We start from the raw sequence: 17,206 nt of genomic DNA, 5'->3' as shown, positions 1-17,206 counted from the left end.
CCGATAATAAATGCGCCGACACGCTTGCTGATATTAAGGACGTCGAGATGATCTATAACAAAGTCAAGCCGTTGACCCTGGCGGTTGCCGTGGCCGCCTCCGCTCTTTCTGGTCAAGCCATGGCCGGTGCCTTCCAGCTGAATGAGCAAGGTGTCAGCGGGCAGGGCACTTCCAATGCGGGCCGCGCCTCTACCGTCAATGATGCCAGCATCGTGTTCGGCAACCCCGCCGGCATGTCGTTTCTTGATCGCGCTCAGATCACCGCCGGTGCCGCCTTCCTGACCGTGGATACCGATATCAAGAATGCCGATGGCAGCGCAACGGGTTCCAACGAAGGCGATATGGTGCCCAACAGTGTGATTCCGTTCGGTTTCTACGTGCAGCCGATCAATGACAACCTGCACTTCGGTCTCGGCGTGTATGCGCCCTTCGGTTTGATCACCGACTACGAAGGTCAATTCCAGGGCCGCTTCTTTGGCGATCGCAGCAAGGTTGAGGTGGTGACCGTCCAGCCGACCATCTCGGTCAAGTTCAGCGAACAGTTCTCGGCGGGCTTCGGTCTGACCTATAACCAGATCGACGGCGAGCTGACCGCCAATACCCAGGGTGGCCCCGTAGGCCTGTTCGACGCTGCAACCGGTGCGCCTCTGGGCGGCAATGGTATCGCGGGTGAAGGCGATGTCGACATTGAGGGTGATGACAACGCCTGGGGCTATACCCTGGGCGCCATGTACAAGCCCTGGGAACACACCACCTTCGGCTTCGCCTATCACTCCGAAGTGGAGTATGACCTGGAGGGCAAGGCGCGCTTTACCAACGTCCGTGGCGCGCAGGCCGGCCCCTTCCCTGGCACAATCGCGGCAGGTACGCGGACCCAGGCTGCGGACGCCGCCCTGTCCATTACCCTGCCTGCCGTCTGGGATTTCTCGGCCACTCACCAGATCAACGACCGATGGACGGTGATGGCCGGTGCCGCCATGACCAACTGGAGCGAGTTTGACGAGCTGCGCGTCGAAAATGATGTGCGTGAAATCGTCGAGGCCCAGAACTACGAGGACAGCTGGCAGTACTCCGTGGGCACCACCTACCAGCTGAATCCCCAGTGGGTCCTGCGTACCGGCCTTGCCTACGACGAGACCCCGATCAAGGACGAATATCGCAGCGTGCGGGTGCCGTCCGATGACCGCATCATCTTCTCACTCGGTGCCGGCTGGACCCCGATGCCGGATCTGACCGTGGACGTGGCCTACAGCTACATTCATGAGTCCGACGCGGAACTGTCCCAGGAAGAGGAAAACCGCGGCACCTACGAGGCGGACTTCGAGAACACCGCCCAGGCCTTTGGTGCCCAGGTCACCTACCGCTTCTGATCCGTTTGGTCGCAAGACCACGGCCACTGACACTGACATTGGCCCCACAGCGCCCCTCCCTGGAGGGGCGCTGTCGTTGGTGGATAGCTAAGGAACCTCGGTAGAAACAGCTGCGCGGACGATTCGCTACGTTGCGCGATGCTCTCATTCTTCACCTGTATCACATAGGCGCCATGGACTGTGCTGCGGGCGCCTGGTCTCTCATTGCGCTCAGCGCTTTCCCGAGGATTCGCATTGCCGCTTGGCGCAACCGTCAACGTGGCGCTGTGGACGAGGGCGATAGCCATCTGCGGCGATGGGTACGAGCGGCATGGTTGCGGAAAATAGAACATGCCGTTGTGACGAAAGCATGGCCAAAAGGCCGCTTAACGCTGTTTGGACGGCATCGACCTCTCTAGAATTGAGAACTAATAACGTTCAATACGAATTGACGATACTGGTGTTCTCCATGCTTTCACGATCTTTGCTCCCTTGGGTGGTTGTTCCTCTTAGTGGCGCTGCCCCGCTGGTGGTCCACGCTCAGGATGACATCAATCTCGACGATATCGTCGTCACTGCCGCGGGTTACGAGCAGACCGTCAGCAATGCCCCAGCTTCCGTCAGTGTTGTCACTCGCGAGTCCTTGGAGAGGCGTGCGTATCGTGACATCACCGATGCTCTCCAGGATGTTCCAGGGGTTGTCGTCACGGGAGGTGGCGACGGTGAAGATATCAGCTTGCGGGGTATGCCCCCCCAATACACGCTGTGGTTGGTGGATGGCCGCCGCCAAACCTCTCGGGAATCCCAGCCCAGTGGTGGTGGCGGCTTTCAGAAGGACTGGCTGCCGCCGCTCAGCGCCATCGAGCGTATCGAGGTCATCCGGGGGCCCATGTCGACTCTTTACGGCTCCGACGCGATAGGAGGTGTGATCAACGTTATCACCCGCAAGGTCAGTGATGAATGGGTCACCAGCGTGCGCAGCGAAGCGACAATTCAGGAAGACAGCGATTCCGGCAACGAATTCAACAACCAGCTATATGTGTCGGGACCTTTGATCAGCGATGTGCTCGGTGTGCAGCTTAGTGGCCAATACCAGCATCGTCAGGAAGACAAGATCGAGCGGGGCTATGCCAAGCGCGAGTTCGACAATCTGGCGGCTCGCCTCTCCTGGCAGGCAAGCGACGAGCACGCCTTTTCCTTTGATGCCAGTCGGCGCAAGCAGGAGCGCACCAGCCGGGCGGGATTTTCATTGCCAGAGCGATCAAGCGACAGCGAAACCGAGAACCGGCACAAGACGCTAGCGCTCTCCCATCAGGGCAGGTGGGGCGCCATGACCTCCGATTCTTACCTCCAGCGGGAAGAGACCGACAACGTTGGGCGCGATATCGAGATCCGCAACACCGTAGCCGATTCGCGCTGGGTGCTGCCGTTGGCCGATCACTTCGTCACCTTTGGCGCTACCTGGGAAGACGAAAGGCTTCAGGATACGACGACCAATGCGCTCTCCGATACCGACGAGATCACCGTCTATCAGTACGCGTTGTTTGTCGAGGATGAGTGGTTTCTGACGGACCGCGTTGCCCTCACCGCAGGTCTTCGCATGGATGATCACGAGTTCTTCGGCGACCACTACAGCCCCCGTATTTATGGTGTTTGGGACTTTGCCGACGAATGGACGATGAAAGGTGGCATGTCCACTGGTTTTCGTGCGCCTAACCTGCGTGAGCTGTCAGGGGAGTGGGTCCAGGAGAGTCGTGGGGGCGATATTTACGGCAACCCGGATCTGGATGCGGAAGAGTCTCGCAGCTACGAGATGGGGCTGGTCCATGATGGCGCCGGAGGCCTGCAGGCCAGCCTGACCCTGTTCTACAACGACTTCGATGACAAGATTGCCACCGTGGGCTGCGGGGGCCGTGACTGCGGCGATGCGGCGACGGGGGATCCGGATGCTCGCACCAACGTCAACATTGATGACGCTATTACCCAGGGAGTGGAAGCTAGTCTCACCATGCCAGTAGGGCAGCGAGTTCAGGCCCTGGCGTCATACACCTACACCGACTCCGAGCAGAAGAGCGGTGACAACGAGGGACAGCCTCTGACCCAGGTGCCGCGCCACCTGTTCACAACCACGCTGAACTGGCAGGCCAGTGACAGCGTAGCGCCCTGGCTGCGCTTTACCTTCCGTGGTGAGGAAAGCCAGCCGGTCAACTTGTCGAGTAACAGCAGTACCTCCATTCGTGCCCCATCCTATGCCACCTGGGACACCGGCCTGGGATGGCAGGCGACGCCTCGGCTAGAGCTATTGGCAGGCATCTACAACCTGACTGACAAGGATATCGACTACGACAATTTCGGCCATGTTGATGATGGACGACGCTATTGGGTTGGGCTGGAGATGGAATTCTGAGCACGTGATGACCGGCCTCTATCGAATCGATACCGCCCTGATTTTGTTTAAGGAACTGAGAATGAAGCACCTATCCAATCCGACTCGGCGAAACGTGGCACGGCAGGCGATCACGCTGGGTCTAGGTCTGCCGGTGGCGCTGATCAGCCTGTCAGCAGTGGCGGACGTTGCTGACAGCGAAGCGCCCGATATCCTGGCTCAGGCGATCGCCGAACGGGGCCTGGCTGCCGGTCAGGCGTTTCCGGGGTTGGCTAGCCTGTGTGACCTGTCCACTCGTCTCAAGGTGGCAGGGCAGCGTCCCAAGGGCAGTGGCGCCGAGCACGAGCATCGTGAGTCCCATCGGGAAAACCGGCGCGGCCCGGCAGAACCAATGCCGACCCGGGTGTTTGATAACCTCTACTATGTCGGTACTCCGGGCGTCGCGAGCTGGGCGGTCACCACCAGTGAGGGCATCATTCTGATCGATGCTCTGAACAACAATGAGGAAGCCGAGCGTTTTATCGAGCAAGGGCTCGTCGATCTCGGGCTTGATCCTGGCGACATCACTACCCTGATCGTGACCCATGCCCATGGTGATCACTATGGTGGTCAGCAATATCTGGTCGACGCCTACGGTGCCCAGGTAGTGATGAGCGATGCTGACTGGACAGCGCTGGAGCAGCCGGAGCTGGCGATCGATAACCCGCGCTGGGGCGAGCCTCCGGTCCGTGATGTCACCGTGGCCGATGGCGAAGCGATCACCCTGGGTGATACCTCTATCGACGCCTACGTTACCCCAGGTCATACGCCGGGCACACTGTCGCTGGTCATTCCACTCAAGGATGGTGAGTCGACCCACCACGCCGTGCTCTGGGGAGGCACCGGTTTCAATTTCGGGCCGGATGAAGCTCGCCTGCGTGAGTACTCAGCCTCAGCCGCGCGGATGAAGGCGATCGCCGCAGAACATGACGTCGATGTCTTTCTCTCCAACCATCCCACCCGGGACAACTCTCTTCAGCGTATCGAGGCCTTGAAGCAGCGTGAGGAAGGCGCTCCACACCCCTTCGTCAGCGACCAGTCGCTGGGTGCCCTGGACCTGTTGATGAGCTGCTCGCTGGCCCAGGCCGAGCGCGTCTACGCAGGTGAGCACCCGGCAGAGTAAGGACACCAAGCGAGCAATAGCGAAGGCGGCGACCGCTGCCATCGCACACCAGGCGCTGTCTAGGCAGAGCCTGGTGTCATGCTGGCGACCCTTCGTTACGCCACCTGGTCGAGCATGGCGGCGGCCAGCAGGCGCTTGGTGTACGCGGTCTTGGGTGCAGCAAACAAGTCCTCGGCGCTGCCCTGTTCCACCACCTGGCCGTCCTTCATCACCAGCACGGTGTCGGCCAGCGCCCGCACCACGGCCAGGTCGTGGCTGATAAACAGGTAGGTCAGCCCATGCTTTTGCTGCAGCTCGCGCAGCAGGTCGATGACGGTGACCTGTACCGAGCGATCCAGCGCCGAGGTGGGCTCATCCAGCAGCAGGAACTCGGGCTTGAGGACCAGCGCCCGAGCGATGGCGATGCGCTGGCGCTGGCCGCCGGAAAACTCGTGGGGGTAGCGGTTGCGCATGGCGGGATCCAGCGAGACTTCTTGCAGGCTGGCCATCACCTGGGCGTCGCGCTCGGCGCGGGACAGGTGCGGGGCATGGACCTTGAGCCCCTCGCCGATGATGTCGCCCACGGTCAGGCGTGGCGACAGCGAGCCGTAGGGATCCTGGAACACTACCTGCAGCTTCGAGCGGATCGGCCGCATGGCGGTCTTGTCGAGCACGTCGAGTCGGGTGTCGTGGAAGCGTATCTCGCCCTGACTCTTGAGTAGCCTGAGCAGGGCACGCCCCAGGGTCGACTTGCCCGAGCCGGATTCACCGACGATACCCACCGTCTGGCCCCGGCGGATGGTGACATCGATGCCGCGCACCGCCTCGAAGTACTCGCTGGGCCCGAACAGGCGCTTCTTGAGGGCGAAGCGCACGCGCATATCCTTGGCTTCCAGCACCATGGGCTCGCTGTCAGGCACCGTGGCCTTGCGCCCTCGCGGCTCGGCGTCGATCAGCATGCGCGTGTAGTCGTGGTGTGGGTGGGCGAAGACCTCGGCGGTGACGCCCTGTTCCACCAGCTCGCCGTGGCGCATCACGCAGACCCGGTCGGCGAAGTGCTTGACGATGGTCAGGTCGTGGGTGATGAACAGGATCGCCATGCCATAACGGCGCTGCAGGTCCTTGAGCAGATCCAGAATCTGGGCCTGAACGGTCACGTCCAGCGCGGTGGTGGGCTCATCGGCGATCAGCAGCTCCGGCTCGCCGGCCAGCGCCATGGCGATCATCACCCGCTGGCGCTGGCCGCCGGACAGCTCATGGGGATAGCTCGCGATGCGCCGTTCTGGCTCGGGTATACCGACCTGCTCGAGCAGGTCGATGGCCTTGGCGGTCGCTGCCTTGCCTTTCACGTTCTGGTGGCGGTCGAGGACTTCCTTGATCTGGTCGCCGATGCGGTGCAGCGGATTGAGCGAGGTCATCGGCTCCTGGAAGATCATGGCGATGTTGCCACCGCGAATCCGGCGCATGCGCTTGGGCGTGGCGCTCAGCAGTTCCTCGCCCTTGAAGCGAATCACCCCCTCGGCGCGGGCCAGCTCCGGCAACAGGCGCATGGCGGCGGTGGAGGTCACCGACTTGCCGGAGCCGGATTCCCCTACCAGCGCCAGGGTCTCGCCGGGGCTGATGGCAAAGCTCACGTCCTTGACCGCCTGGACGGTGCCGTGGGGCAGCTCGAAGCTGACGCTGAGCCCCTCGATCTCGAGCAGCGCCTCGCGGGCGGGACGACGGGTGGGCTTATGTTGTGTGTCGGTCATGGTCGCGTCTCCGTCGTCACTTAGCGGGTCTTGGGGTCCAGGGCGTCACGCAGGCCGTCGCCGAGGAAGTTCAGGCAGAACAGCGTCAGCGCCAGGAACACCGAGGGCACCAGCAGCATCCAGGGTGAGGTCTGCATCATGTCGGCCCCCTCGGAGATCAGCACGCCCCAGCTGGTCAGCGGCTCCTGCACGCCGAGGCCGAGGAAGGACAGGAAGCTCTCCAGCAGGATGACCTTGGGCACCGTCAGGGTGACGTAGACGATCACCGGGCCGATGGCGTTCGGAATCAGGTGACGGGTGACGATCTTGCCGTCCTTGACGCCCAGCGCGTGGGCCGCCTCGACAAATTCACGCTGCTTGAGCGCCAGGGTCTGGCCGCGCACGATGCGGGCCATGTCGAGCCACTCCACCGCGCCGATGGCGGCGTAGATCAGGAAGATGTTGCGGCCGAATACCACCATCAGCAGGATCACCAGGAACATGAAGGGCAGCGAGTACATGATGTCGACGAAGCGCATCATCAGGTTGTCCAGGCGACCGCCGACATAGCCGGAGATGGCGCCATACAGCACGCCGATGATCAGGCTGACGAAGGTCGCCACCAGCGCCACCGACAGCGATACCTGGCCCCCGTAGAGGGTTCGGGTCAGCAGGTCGCGGCCGTTGGCGTCGGTGCCGAGCCAGTGGCCACCCTCCAGGGTGGGTCCTACATCAAAGGCGTTCCAGTCAACGTCGGCCAGCCCCCAGGGGGTTAGCCAGGGGCCGATAAAGCAGGCCAGGGTCATGGCGCCCAATAGCCACAGGCTGACCATGGCGGCGCGGTTCTGAGTCAGGCGCCGCCAGGCATCGCGGCCAAGGCTGTCGCCGGCAGGGGCGCTGGGGGCGAGGGTATCGGTGGTCATGGCGTCGCCTCAGTCGTCGTAGCGGATTTGGGGGTCGAGGGCGGAATAGATCAGGTCGACGATCAGGTTCATCAGCACGATCAGCGCGCCGTAGAACACCACCGTGCCCATCACCAGGGTATAGTCCCGGTTGAGCGCGCCTTGGACGAAGTAACGCCCGATCCCGGGGATGCCGAAGATCTGTTCGATCACCACCGAGCCGGTGATGATGCCGGCGATGGCCGGACCCAGGTAGGAGGTCACCGGCAGCAGCGCCGGACGCAGCGCGTGGCGCCAGACCACCTCGGCCTCGGTCAGGCCCTTGGCCCGGGCGGTGCGAATATAGTGACTGCCCATCACCTCGATCATGCTGGCGCGCATCATGCGGGCGATGTAGGCGATCTGCTGGATCGACAGGGCGATCACCGGCAGGATCAGATTGGGCAGGGCGCCGTCGTTCCAGCCACCGGCAGGCAGCCAGCCCAGCATGACCCCGAAGACCAGCGCCAGCACCGGGGCGACCACGAAATTGGGCACCGCTATCCCGGCCAGGGCCGTGCCCATGACCGCGTAGTCCACGGCGGTATTGCGTTTCAGCGCGGCAATGATGCCCAGCGGCAGCCCGATCGCCAGCGCCAGCAGCATCGCCAGACCGCCGATCTGCAGGCTCACCGGGAAGCCCTGCAGGATCAGTTCGGTGACGGTGAAGTCCTTGTACTTGAACGAGGGGCCGAAGTCGCCCTGGGCCAGGTTGCCCAGATAGCGGAAGTACTGCTGCCACAGCGGCTCGTCCAGGTGGTAGGCGGCCATCAGGTTGGCCTCGATCTCCGGTGGCAGCGCGCGTTCGCCGTCGAAGGGGCCGCCGGGAGCGATGCGCATCAGAAAGAAGGCGATGGTGATGACGATCAGCATCGTCGGAATGGCCTGAGCCAGGCGCTTGAGGGTATAGCTCAGCATGGTGCCGTTCCTCGCTTGCGGCGGCGGGCGGGGCGTTCGCGGCCGCGCCCAATGGGTTCATGGATCGGGGCTGGGCGAGGGTGTCCCAGCGGTAGGGTGGGGCCGGGCTTGCTCATTTTGCGGCTGCCTCGTCCACGGACACGTAGCGCAGCGGATGCACATCGAGCGCCGTGGGCTGCCAGCCCTCGACGTCCGGCGAGACCAGATTGACGACCACGTAGTCGTAGATCGGCAGCATCACGTCGGCGTCCAGCAGGCGCTGCTCGGCCTCGGTCATCAGCGCGGCGCGTCGGTCCACGTCGAGCTCATGGGTGCTGGCCTCGACCAGGGCGTCGTACTCGGGATCCGCGTAGCCGGTGCTGGCCGCCGCCGAGCCGCCCGCCGCGTAGGCGTTGAGGAAGTCGTAGGGGTCGTTGACCGTGGCCACGAAACCGTAGCGGGCGATCTCGAAGTCGCCCTGGCGCAGGCCGGCGAAGTGCACCGCCGCCTCGCGATTGACCAGTTCGATCTCCACACCCAGTGGGCGCCACATGGCGGCGATGGCCACGGCGATCTTCTTGTGGTCTTCCAGGGTGTTGTAGGAAAGCTCCAGTTCAAGCGGTCGATCGGGCCCGTAGCCGGCTTGATCCAGCAGCATCCGGGCCCTGGCTCGGCGGCTGTCCATGTCCTGGTCATGGAAGTCGAGGCGGGCCGAGGTGGGCGAGGCGATGGTGCGCGGCACGAACCAGTAAGACGGCGTCTGGCCTATGCCCAGCAGGCGTTCGGTGATGACCTCGCGGTCCAGCGCCAGATTCAGTGCCTCGCGCACTCGCTTATCGCTCAGCGGCGTGCCGTCACGCAGGTTGAGCATATAGAAGTAGCTGCCGATCAGCGGACCTACCCGCAGCGATTCGCTCAGGTTCTCCTGGGCCCACTCGAACCGCGCGGAAGGCACCGCGCCGTAGGCGATGTCGAGTTCGCCCGAGCGAAAACGGTTCATCAGCGCCGAGGTGTCCTCGATGGCGTGGAAGTCGACACCGTCGAGGGCCACCTCATCGGCGGCGTAGTAGTGGGGGTTGCGGCTAACCTCGACCTTGTCCTGGGGCTTCCAGTCGACCAGCACGAAGGGGCCGCTGGCCACCAGGGTGCCTGGCCGGGTCCAGTCCTCGACGCCGCTGGTAAGCAGGTGACGGGGCAGGGGGGCGGCCTCGGTCATCGCCATGGCCTGAAGAAAATAGGCGGTGGGCTCGGACAGCCGGATTTCCAGGGTGTGGGTGTCCAGCGCGCTGACGCCGAGGCTCTCCGGCTCGGCCTTCCCGGTGTTGATCGCTCGGGCGTTGACGATGGGGTAGTAGAGGTTGGCGTTGTGGTTGGCGGTGGCCGGCGTCACCAGACGTTGCAGCGCGAAGACGGCATCGTCGGCGGTGATCGGCTCGCCGTCGGACCAGTGAGCCTGGCGCAGTGTGAAGGTGTAGACCAGGCCGTCTTCGGACAGCGTCCAGGATTCGGCCAGGCCCGGCTCCAGTGAGCCGTCGGGGCCGTAATTGATCAGCCGATCAAACAGCTCCCGGGTGATCCGGCTCTCCCAGTTGCCGTTGACCTTCTGCGGATCCAGGGTACTGGGCTCGGCACCGTTGCCTACCTGCAGCGTGGCGGCTTGAGCGCCGAGGGCCAGTGAGGCGGACGCCAGCGTGAAGATCGCACGGGCCACGGACCGCAAGGTCGAGAACGAGCCAGCACGAGAATCGGCATGCAACATGGGGGGTATCCTTTGCGGAGCGGCGAGGAGACAGTGGCCCGGTCCCGAGAGGGCCTCGGGACCGGGGAAGCTCAGGTTGTCGGTGACAGCCTTGTCTATTCCTCGAAGGAAACCCAGCGTGAGGGGTGGTCGTCCTCGATGTTGTCTTCCCAACCACTGATCGCCGGGTTCACCAGGTTGCGTGAGACGTAGTAGAGCATCGGGATCAGCGCGTCGTCGTCCATGGCCAGGGCCTCGGCACGTTCCAGGATAGCCTTGCGCTCGTCCAGGTCGAGGGTCGTGGCCGCCTCGTCGTACAGGGTATCGAACGCCTCGTTGGCATAGGCCCCGTAGTTGTTGCCGACGCCGGAGCGCAGCAGCGCGAGGAAGTTCTCGGCGTCGTTGTAGTCGGCAATCCAGCCGGCCCTGGCCACGTCGAAGTCGCCCTCGGCGATGGTCTGGTAGTGCACCGTGGCCTCGGCGTTGACCAGCTCCACCTCGACCCCCAGCGGTCGCCACATGGAGGACACTGCCACCGCGATCTTCTTGTGCTCGTCAGTGGTGTTATAGCGCAGGCGCAGGGTCAGCGGGTTGCCCTGGTCGTAGCCGGCGTCTTCGAGAAGTTCCTTGGCGCGGGCCATGCGGGCGTTCAAATCGCCGGTGATGTCGTTGCCCTCGGCGTCGTCGAAGGCTGCGTTCTGGACTTGGTAGTGATCGATGCCATCGGGCACGAAGGACAGTGATTTCTGGAAGGTGCCGCCCATGATGTTGTCGGCGATGACGTCGCGGCGTACGGCCATGTTGAGCGCCTCGCGTACCCTGGGGTCGGCTGTGGGATGGCCGTCGCGATGGTTGAACACGTAGTAGTAGCTGCCCAGGTAGGTGGCCATGTGGGTGGCCTCGGGGATCTCTTCCTTCAACAGCGGATACATGCTCGAGGAATACTCGCGCATGATGTCCAGCTCGCCTGCGCGAAAGCGCGAGACGCCGGCGTTGCGATCCTCGATGGTGTGGTAGCGCACGCCGTCCAGCGCCACCTGGTCGGCCTCGTAGTACTCGGGGTTCTTGACCGTGGTGATGCGTGACTGGGAGATCCACTCGGTAGGGGTGAAGGCGCCATTGGTGACGATGTGTTCGAGATCCACGTACTCCTTGCCGTACTGCTCGAAGGTGTGCTGCGGCTGTGGGTAGGCGGTGTAGTGGGTCAACAGCTGCAGGAAGTAAGGCGTGGACTGGTTTAGCTGGACGACCAGGGTGCGGCCATCGTCACGGCTTTCCACGCCCAGTTCTTCCAGTGCAAGCTCGCCGGTGTTGACCTCCCGGGCGTTGACCAGCGGATACAGCATGTAGGCGTACTTGGAAGCGTTGGCCGGGTCCAGCAGGTGGCGCCAGCCGAACACGAAGTCCTCGGCGGTGACCGGTTCGCCGTCGGACCAGCGGGCATCCTCGCGCAGGCTGAAGGTCCAGGTCTTGCCGTCCTCGGAGACCTGCCAGTCGCTGGCCATGCCGGGCAGGACCTTACCTTCCGGAGACTTTTTGACCAGGCCCTCGTAGACGTCCATCAGGATCTGGGATTCCCAGATACCGCCCGAGATCTGGGAGGTGTCGAAGGAGGCGAGTTCGCCGGTGACGCCCAGGTCGAGAGTCTCGGCCATGGCCGGTGCGGCGATGACGGCAGCCAGTGTGGACAGGGTCAGGCCAGAGGCCAGCCCTAGCTGGCGCACCCAGCGAGGACGGATCGCGATCATGTCAGTTCCTTGTTGATGTTGGCATTGTTGTGGCGGGCAGGGCCGTTGGTAGCGCCTGCGGCGAGCCTGAGAAGGTCGCACAAGGTGTACGACATCGGCTAAGCCCGCTTAGTCGCTAATGACCATCGCGCTGAGTCGCTGGTGCTGTCCAGACGAAAATTTTCATAGCGTCTTGCGTTTCGTCGATAGCCCGGCGCGAGCCCTTTTGCCATGAGGGGTGGCCGCCCTGGTCAGGATGACGGGGTTAGACGTTTTGGCTACAATGCTCCCCCTTTATCGCGTTGCCCCTGGCGACGTTCGACCAAAGCCCATTTCACGTGCCCTGGCCGCCCTGTGGCGAGGGACAACACAAGGCGAGCACCATGTTGGAAACCAATCCGATTCACAACCAGATCAAGGACCTGTCTGAGCGGACAGATGTTCTTAGGGGGTATCTTTGACTATGCCGAAAAGAAAGATCGGCTAGAAGAAGTGACCCGCGAGCTTGAGGATCCGGCGGTCTGGAACGACCCGGACTACGCTCAGAAGCTCGGGAAGGAGCGCGCCTCGCTGGAACTGGTGGTCGCCACCATCGACGAGCTGGACCAGGGACTCGGCGACAGCCGTGACCTGCTGGAACTGGCCGAGATGGAAGACGACGAAGCGACCGTGGCGGAAGTCGAGAAGGAGCTTGATTCGCTTCAGGCCAATCTCGAGAAGCTTGAGTTTCGTCGCATGTTCTCCGGTGAGATGGACGAGAACAGCGCGTACCTGGACATTCAGGCAGGCTCTGGCGGCACCGAGGCTCAGGATTGGGCCAACATGCTGTTGCGTATGTATCTGCGCTGGGCCGAGGCCCACGGTTTCAAGGCCGAGATCACTGAGCTGTCTGCCGGTGAAGTGGCGGGCATCAAGTCGGCGACGGTGCATATTCAGGGCGAGTACGCCTTCGGCTGGCTGCGCACCGAGACCGGAGTACATCGCCTGGTGCGCAAGAGTCCGTTTGACTCTGGCGGTCGCCGCCACACCTCGTTTGCGTCGGTGTTTCTGTCGCCTGAAATCGACGACAGCTTCGAGATCGAGATCAATCCGGCGGACCTTCGCGTCGACACCTATCGCTCCAGTGGCGCCGGTGGTCAGCACGTCAACACCACCGACTCAGCGGTGCGCATCACCCATGAGCCGTCCGGCGTGGTGGTGTCCTGCCAGAGCCAGCGTAGCCAGCACGCCAACCGCGACTTCGCCATGAAGCAGTTGAAGGCGAAGCTGTGGGAGCTGGAGATGCAGAAGCGCAACGCCGCCAAGCAGGAAGCGGAAGACTCCAAGGCCGACATCGGCTGGGGCAGCCAGATTCGCTCCTATGTGCTGGATGACCAGCGCATCAAGGATCTGCGTACCGGCGTGCAGTCCAGCAACTGCGACAAGGTGCTCGACGGCGACCTCGACCAGTATATCGTCGCCAGCCTCAAGCAGGGGCTCTAAGCGACCGTCGACGCCGCCACCCAGCCCCAGGCGCTCGTGCCTGGGGCCTTTCGCCACCATCATTCATGGGTCCCTGCCGGGACCATCCGGGAAGGTCGTTCGTTGGCCTTCCCCTTCGTGACAGAGACGACTAGCCATGGCCCAACAGGATACGCCTTCCCCTCAGGACGCCGCCGCCGAAGAAAACCGTCTGATCGCGGAACGCCGCGCCAAGCTTGCCGCCCGTCGCAAGCTGGCCGAGGCCGAAGGTGGCAGTGCTTTTCCCAATAACTTTCGCCGTGACAGCCTGGCGGCCGAACTCGATGCCGAGCTTGGCGACAAGGACAAGGAAGCGCTGGAATCGCTGGGGCGTGAGGCGGCCGTGGCCGGGCGCATCATGCGCAAGCGTGGTCCCTTCATCGTGATTCAGGATGTCAGCGGCCAGATTCAGCTCTACGTCGACAAGAAGGGGCTCGATCCCGCCCTGCTCGAGGACATCAAGAGCTGGGACATCGGCGACATCGTGGCTGGCCATGGCCCGGTGCACAAATCCGGCAAGGGCGACCTGTACGTGATGATGCGTGAGGCCAAGCTCCTGACCAAGAGCCTGCGTCCGCTGCCGGACAAGTTCCACGGCCTGACCGACATGGAAGCGCGCTACCGCCAGCGCTATGTCGACCTGATCATGAATCCGGACTCGCGTCGGGTGTTCGAGACTCGCGCCGGCATCATCAGCGCCATGCGCCGCTTCTTCGAGGATCGCGGCTTCATGGAGGTGGAAACCCCGATGCTGCAGCCGATTCCCGGTGGGGCCACCGCGCGTCCCTTCGTCACCCACCATAATGCGCTGGACATCGACATGTACCTGCGTATCGCGCCGGAGCTTTATCTCAAGCGCCTGGTGGTAGGCGGCTTCGAGCGAGTCTTCGAGATCAACCGTAACTTCCGCAACGAAGGGCTTTCCACCCGCCACAATCCCGAGTTCACCATGGTCGAGTTCTACTGGGCCTACGTGGACTACCAGGCGCTGATGGACCTGACCGAGACCATGCTGCGGGAGATCGCTCAGAAAGTGCTGGGCACCACCACCCTGAATTACCAGGGTTCCACCTACGATCTCGGTCAGCCGTTCGTGCGCATGACCCTGCGTGAGGCGATTCTGGCCCACGGCGAGGGCATCGAGGCAGCGGACATCGACGAACTCGAGCCTGCCCGCGCCCTGGCCGGCCGTCTGGGTATCAAGGTCAAGGACGGCTGGGGGCTTGGCAAGCTGCAGACCGAGATCTTCGAGGAAGTGGCCGAGTCGCGTCTGGATCAGCCGACCTTCATCACCGAATATCCGGCGGAGGTGAGCCCGTTGGCACGCCGCAACGACGCCAACCCGTTCGTCACCGATCGCTTCGAGTTCTTCGTCGGCGGCCGTGAGATTGCCAATGGCTTCTCGGAGCTCAATGATGCCGAGGACCAGGCCGAGCGCTTCCGTGCCCAGGCTGCCGAGAAGGATGCCGGCGATCTGGAGGCAATGTACTACGACGCCGACTACGTGCGCGCACTGGAAGTCGGGCTGCCGCCCACCGCTGGTGAGGGTATCGGGATCGACCGTCTGGTCATGCTGTTCACCGACAGCCCGTCGATTCGCGACGTGCTGCTGTTCCCGGCCATGCGCCCGGAAGCCGGCGACGCGTGAACCAAACGGGCGGCCGCTGGGAGCCTTTCCGAGCGGCCGCAGGCGAAACCGCGCCGCAGTGGCCGGGTTTTATTGGCAAGGGACGCCCATAGCACCCATAATGGCTGCGATTCGAGACTGCGATTCGACGTCGAGGAGATCGCGATGAAACTGCTCAACCGCTCCGCACTGAGCGTCAGACCCACCCAGCACTTTGTTGACTGGATCAATGCCCTGGAACCGACCATGGGCGATGACGATCTCAACCTGTCCGACGTCGACCGCGAGAGTACGGTCTACCTGATTCCAGAAATGGATACTCCCGAGGCGTTGGAAGCCTTCGTTCGCGAGCGGTATCTCGAGGTGCTCGAGAACGAGCTGCGCGCCTGGGAAGAGGACGAGCGGCAGTGGCCTGAATCGCTGGACTGGGCGCTGTTCCAGCGTTTCCTTCAAGTCGAGCACAGCTATCTGGCCATCGATCTGGATAGCGAGGCGGCGCTTGAAATCTCCGAGGTTGACGACGAGTTGCTGGCCGACCTCGAACAGGACTGAGCTCGGCACCCAGCGGCAGGCCTGCTTGCCGCATGTGCAACGCGCCTCTTTGCTGACAGGACCGGCCCAGGCCGGTCCTATCAGCGTTCGCGCTGGTTCCCCATGACGCCCCAGGACGGGACGATACCTGCATGAGTCGACTGTTCTCTACCCGTGACGGCGACGATGGCTTGCCCGGGCCGGAACGTCGTCTGGCGGTCATCGCCCTGGTGTTGGGCACCTTGATGGCGGTGGTCGACACCACCATGATCAATATCGCGCTGCCCTCCATGGCTCGCGATCTCGGCGTGTCGGATGCCCGCGCCGTATGGATCACCAACCTGTTTCAGGTGGTCTGCGCGGCGATGCTGCTGGTATTTGCAGCGGCCAGCGAGCTGCTCAGTCGGCGCAAGGTCTACGTCGCCGGGCTGTCGCTGTTTGTGCTGGCCGCCCTGGGCAGCGCGCTGTCGCCTAACTTCGAGACCCTGCTGGTGTTTCGTGCCTTGCAGGGCGTTGGCGCCGCAGCCACGCTGTCCATCGGGCCAAGCCTGTATCGTTCGATTTTTCCCTCGCGCCTGTTGGGTAGCGCACTTGGCCTGTCGTCGCTGGTGGTGGCCGGTGGCTATGCTGCAGGTCCTTCCATCGGCGGGCTGGTACTGTCGGTGGCCAACTGGCCATGGCTGTTTGCGCTGAACGTGCCGCTGGGGATCGCCGCGGCCTTCATGGCGTGGAAGGCGCTGCCCAGGGAAACACGCCGCGAGGGTAGCTTCGATGGACCTGGCGCGCTGGCGTCCATGGCCATGCTGGCGGGGCTGTTCATGGCCATGGATGCCATTGGCCATCGTGCGCCGATGCTGGATATCGCGTTGTGGCTGGCAGTGACGCTGGGGTCTGCGTGGGCCTTCATCCATCGCCAGGGGCGAGCGCCGCATCCGCTGCTGCCGCTGGGACTGTTTCGCGAGCCACGCTTCAGCCTGGCCGTGTCGGCCCAGGGTACGGCCTTTATCGGCCAGGGGCTGACCTTCGTCGCGCTGTCGTTTCTGTATCAGCAGCAGATGGGCTACTCCGCCCTGCACACCGCCTGGTTGTTCACTCCCTGGCCACTGACCATCATGATTGTCGGTCCGTTGGCCGGGCGTCTGGCAGATCGCTTCAATCCCGGTCTGGTCGCTAGTGTCGGCCTTGCCGTACTGCTGGTGGGGTTGCTCAGCCTGGCCAGCCTGGACAGCGATGCGACGGCCCTCGATAGCCTATGGCGCACGGCCCTGTGTGGCGCTGGCTTTGGCCTGTTTCAGCCGCCTAACAATCGTGAGTTGATGACCAGCGTGCCGAAGTCTCGCAGTGCCAACGCCTCTGGCGTGATGAGTACCACCCGCACGGTGGGGCAGTCGCTGGGGGTGGCGTTGGTGGGCCTGTGTCTGGCGGTCGGGGCGGGGGTTCAGCAGTCGTTGTGGGTGGGCGCTGCCACCACCTTGCTGGCGCTGTTGATCAGCCTGGTGCGACTGCCGATGGCCCAGCGTGCGTACCGTATCGCCCGTGAAGAAAAGAAGGCGGCCCGCCGCGAGGCATCAGGTCAAGCTTAGTCAGCCAGGCTATGAATGCGTACAATGGCATAGTACTGAGGACAGCCCGCAAGGTT

12 protein-coding genes are annotated in these 17,206 nt (G+C 63.3%); 7 read left to right on the top strand and 5 right to left on the bottom strand.

Features of this window, described 5'->3' with window-relative positions; translation table 11 throughout:
- Positions 1-47 precede the first annotated feature (47 nt).
- The 3 genes from KUW18_RS15620 to KUW18_RS15610 all read left to right on the top strand — a co-directional run bounded on the left by KUW18_RS15620 (position 48) and on the right by KUW18_RS15610 (position 4,897).
- Entirely contained in the window at positions 48-1,370 is a 1,323-nt protein-coding gene (locus tag KUW18_RS15620; protein WP_222561811.1) for an OmpP1/FadL family transporter, read from the top strand.
- 448 nt (positions 1,371-1,818) lie between these two features.
- Positions 1,819-3,756 (top strand): TonB-dependent receptor domain-containing protein, encoded by a 1,938-nt coding sequence (locus KUW18_RS15615; protein ID WP_222561810.1) that lies wholly within the window; start codon positions 1,819-1,821, stop codon positions 3,754-3,756.
- Between the two features lie 61 nt (positions 3,757-3,817).
- Complete coding sequence (locus KUW18_RS15610; protein ID WP_222561809.1) at positions 3,818-4,897, top strand: MBL fold metallo-hydrolase; 1,080 nt, start codon at positions 3,818-3,820, stop codon at positions 4,895-4,897.
- A 95-nt stretch (positions 4,898-4,992) separates the two neighbouring features.
- On the opposite strand, the gene KUW18_RS15605 is transcribed toward KUW18_RS15610, so the two are convergent.
- The 5 genes from KUW18_RS15605 to KUW18_RS15585 all read right to left on the bottom strand — a co-directional run bounded on the left by KUW18_RS15605 (position 4,993) and on the right by KUW18_RS15585 (position 11,930).
- A complete protein-coding gene (locus KUW18_RS15605; protein ID WP_206940413.1) occupies positions 4,993-6,627 on the bottom strand; it encodes an ABC transporter ATP-binding protein in 1,635 nt (544 codons plus the stop codon).
- 20 nt (positions 6,628-6,647) lie between these two features.
- Positions 6,648-7,529 (bottom strand): ABC transporter permease, encoded by an 882-nt coding sequence (locus tag KUW18_RS15600; RefSeq protein ID WP_206940411.1) that lies wholly within the window; start codon positions 7,527-7,529, stop codon positions 6,648-6,650.
- 9 nt (positions 7,530-7,538) lie between these two features.
- Entirely contained in the window at positions 7,539-8,465 is a 927-nt protein-coding gene (gene oppB / locus KUW18_RS15595; RefSeq protein ID WP_206940409.1) for an oligopeptide ABC transporter permease OppB, read from the bottom strand.
- A gap of 112 nt (positions 8,466-8,577) precedes the next feature.
- A complete protein-coding gene (locus KUW18_RS15590; RefSeq protein ID WP_222561808.1) occupies positions 8,578-10,203 on the bottom strand; it encodes a peptide ABC transporter substrate-binding protein in 1,626 nt (541 codons plus the stop codon).
- A gap of 95 nt (positions 10,204-10,298) precedes the next feature.
- Positions 10,299-11,930 (bottom strand): peptide ABC transporter substrate-binding protein, encoded by a 1,632-nt coding sequence (locus KUW18_RS15585; RefSeq protein ID WP_206940405.1) that lies wholly within the window; start codon positions 11,928-11,930, stop codon positions 10,299-10,301.
- A gap of 362 nt (positions 11,931-12,292) precedes the next feature.
- On the opposite strand from KUW18_RS15585, the gene prfB reads away from it, so the two are divergent.
- From prfB to KUW18_RS15565, 4 genes are all read left to right on the top strand, one after another.
- A protein-coding gene (gene prfB, locus KUW18_RS15580; RefSeq protein WP_347401316.1) for a peptide chain release factor 2 occupies positions 12,293-13,391 on the top strand; the annotation gives its coding sequence in 2 pieces (ribosomal slippage) (positions 12,293-12,367 and positions 12,369-13,391; 1,098 coding nt in all).
- Positions 13,392-13,527: 136 nt separating this feature from the next.
- On the top strand, positions 13,528-15,057 hold the full coding sequence (lysS, locus tag KUW18_RS15575) for a lysine--tRNA ligase (RefSeq protein WP_206940403.1): 1,530 nt from the start codon (positions 13,528-13,530) through the stop codon (positions 15,055-15,057).
- 144 nt (positions 15,058-15,201) lie between these two features.
- Positions 15,202-15,588, top strand: coding sequence for a hypothetical protein (locus tag KUW18_RS15570; RefSeq protein WP_206940401.1), 387 nt, complete (start codon positions 15,202-15,204; stop codon positions 15,586-15,588).
- Between the two features lie 131 nt (positions 15,589-15,719).
- Positions 15,720-17,150 carry an MFS transporter gene (locus tag KUW18_RS15565; protein ID WP_206940399.1) on the top strand — a complete coding sequence of 477 codons (1,431 nt, stop codon included), beginning with the start codon at positions 15,720-15,722 and terminating at the stop codon, positions 17,148-17,150.
- The last annotated feature ends 56 nt before the right edge of the window (positions 17,151-17,206 follow it).

Origin of the sequence: Halomonas sp. DP5Y7-2, from assembly GCF_019802025.1 — a bacterium.
Classification (GTDB): domain Bacteria; phylum Pseudomonadota; class Gammaproteobacteria; order Pseudomonadales; family Halomonadaceae; genus Halomonas; species Halomonas litopenaei_A.
Note: the sequence above shows the minus strand (reverse complement) of the source record. Positions and strands in the feature narration are given on the sequence as shown.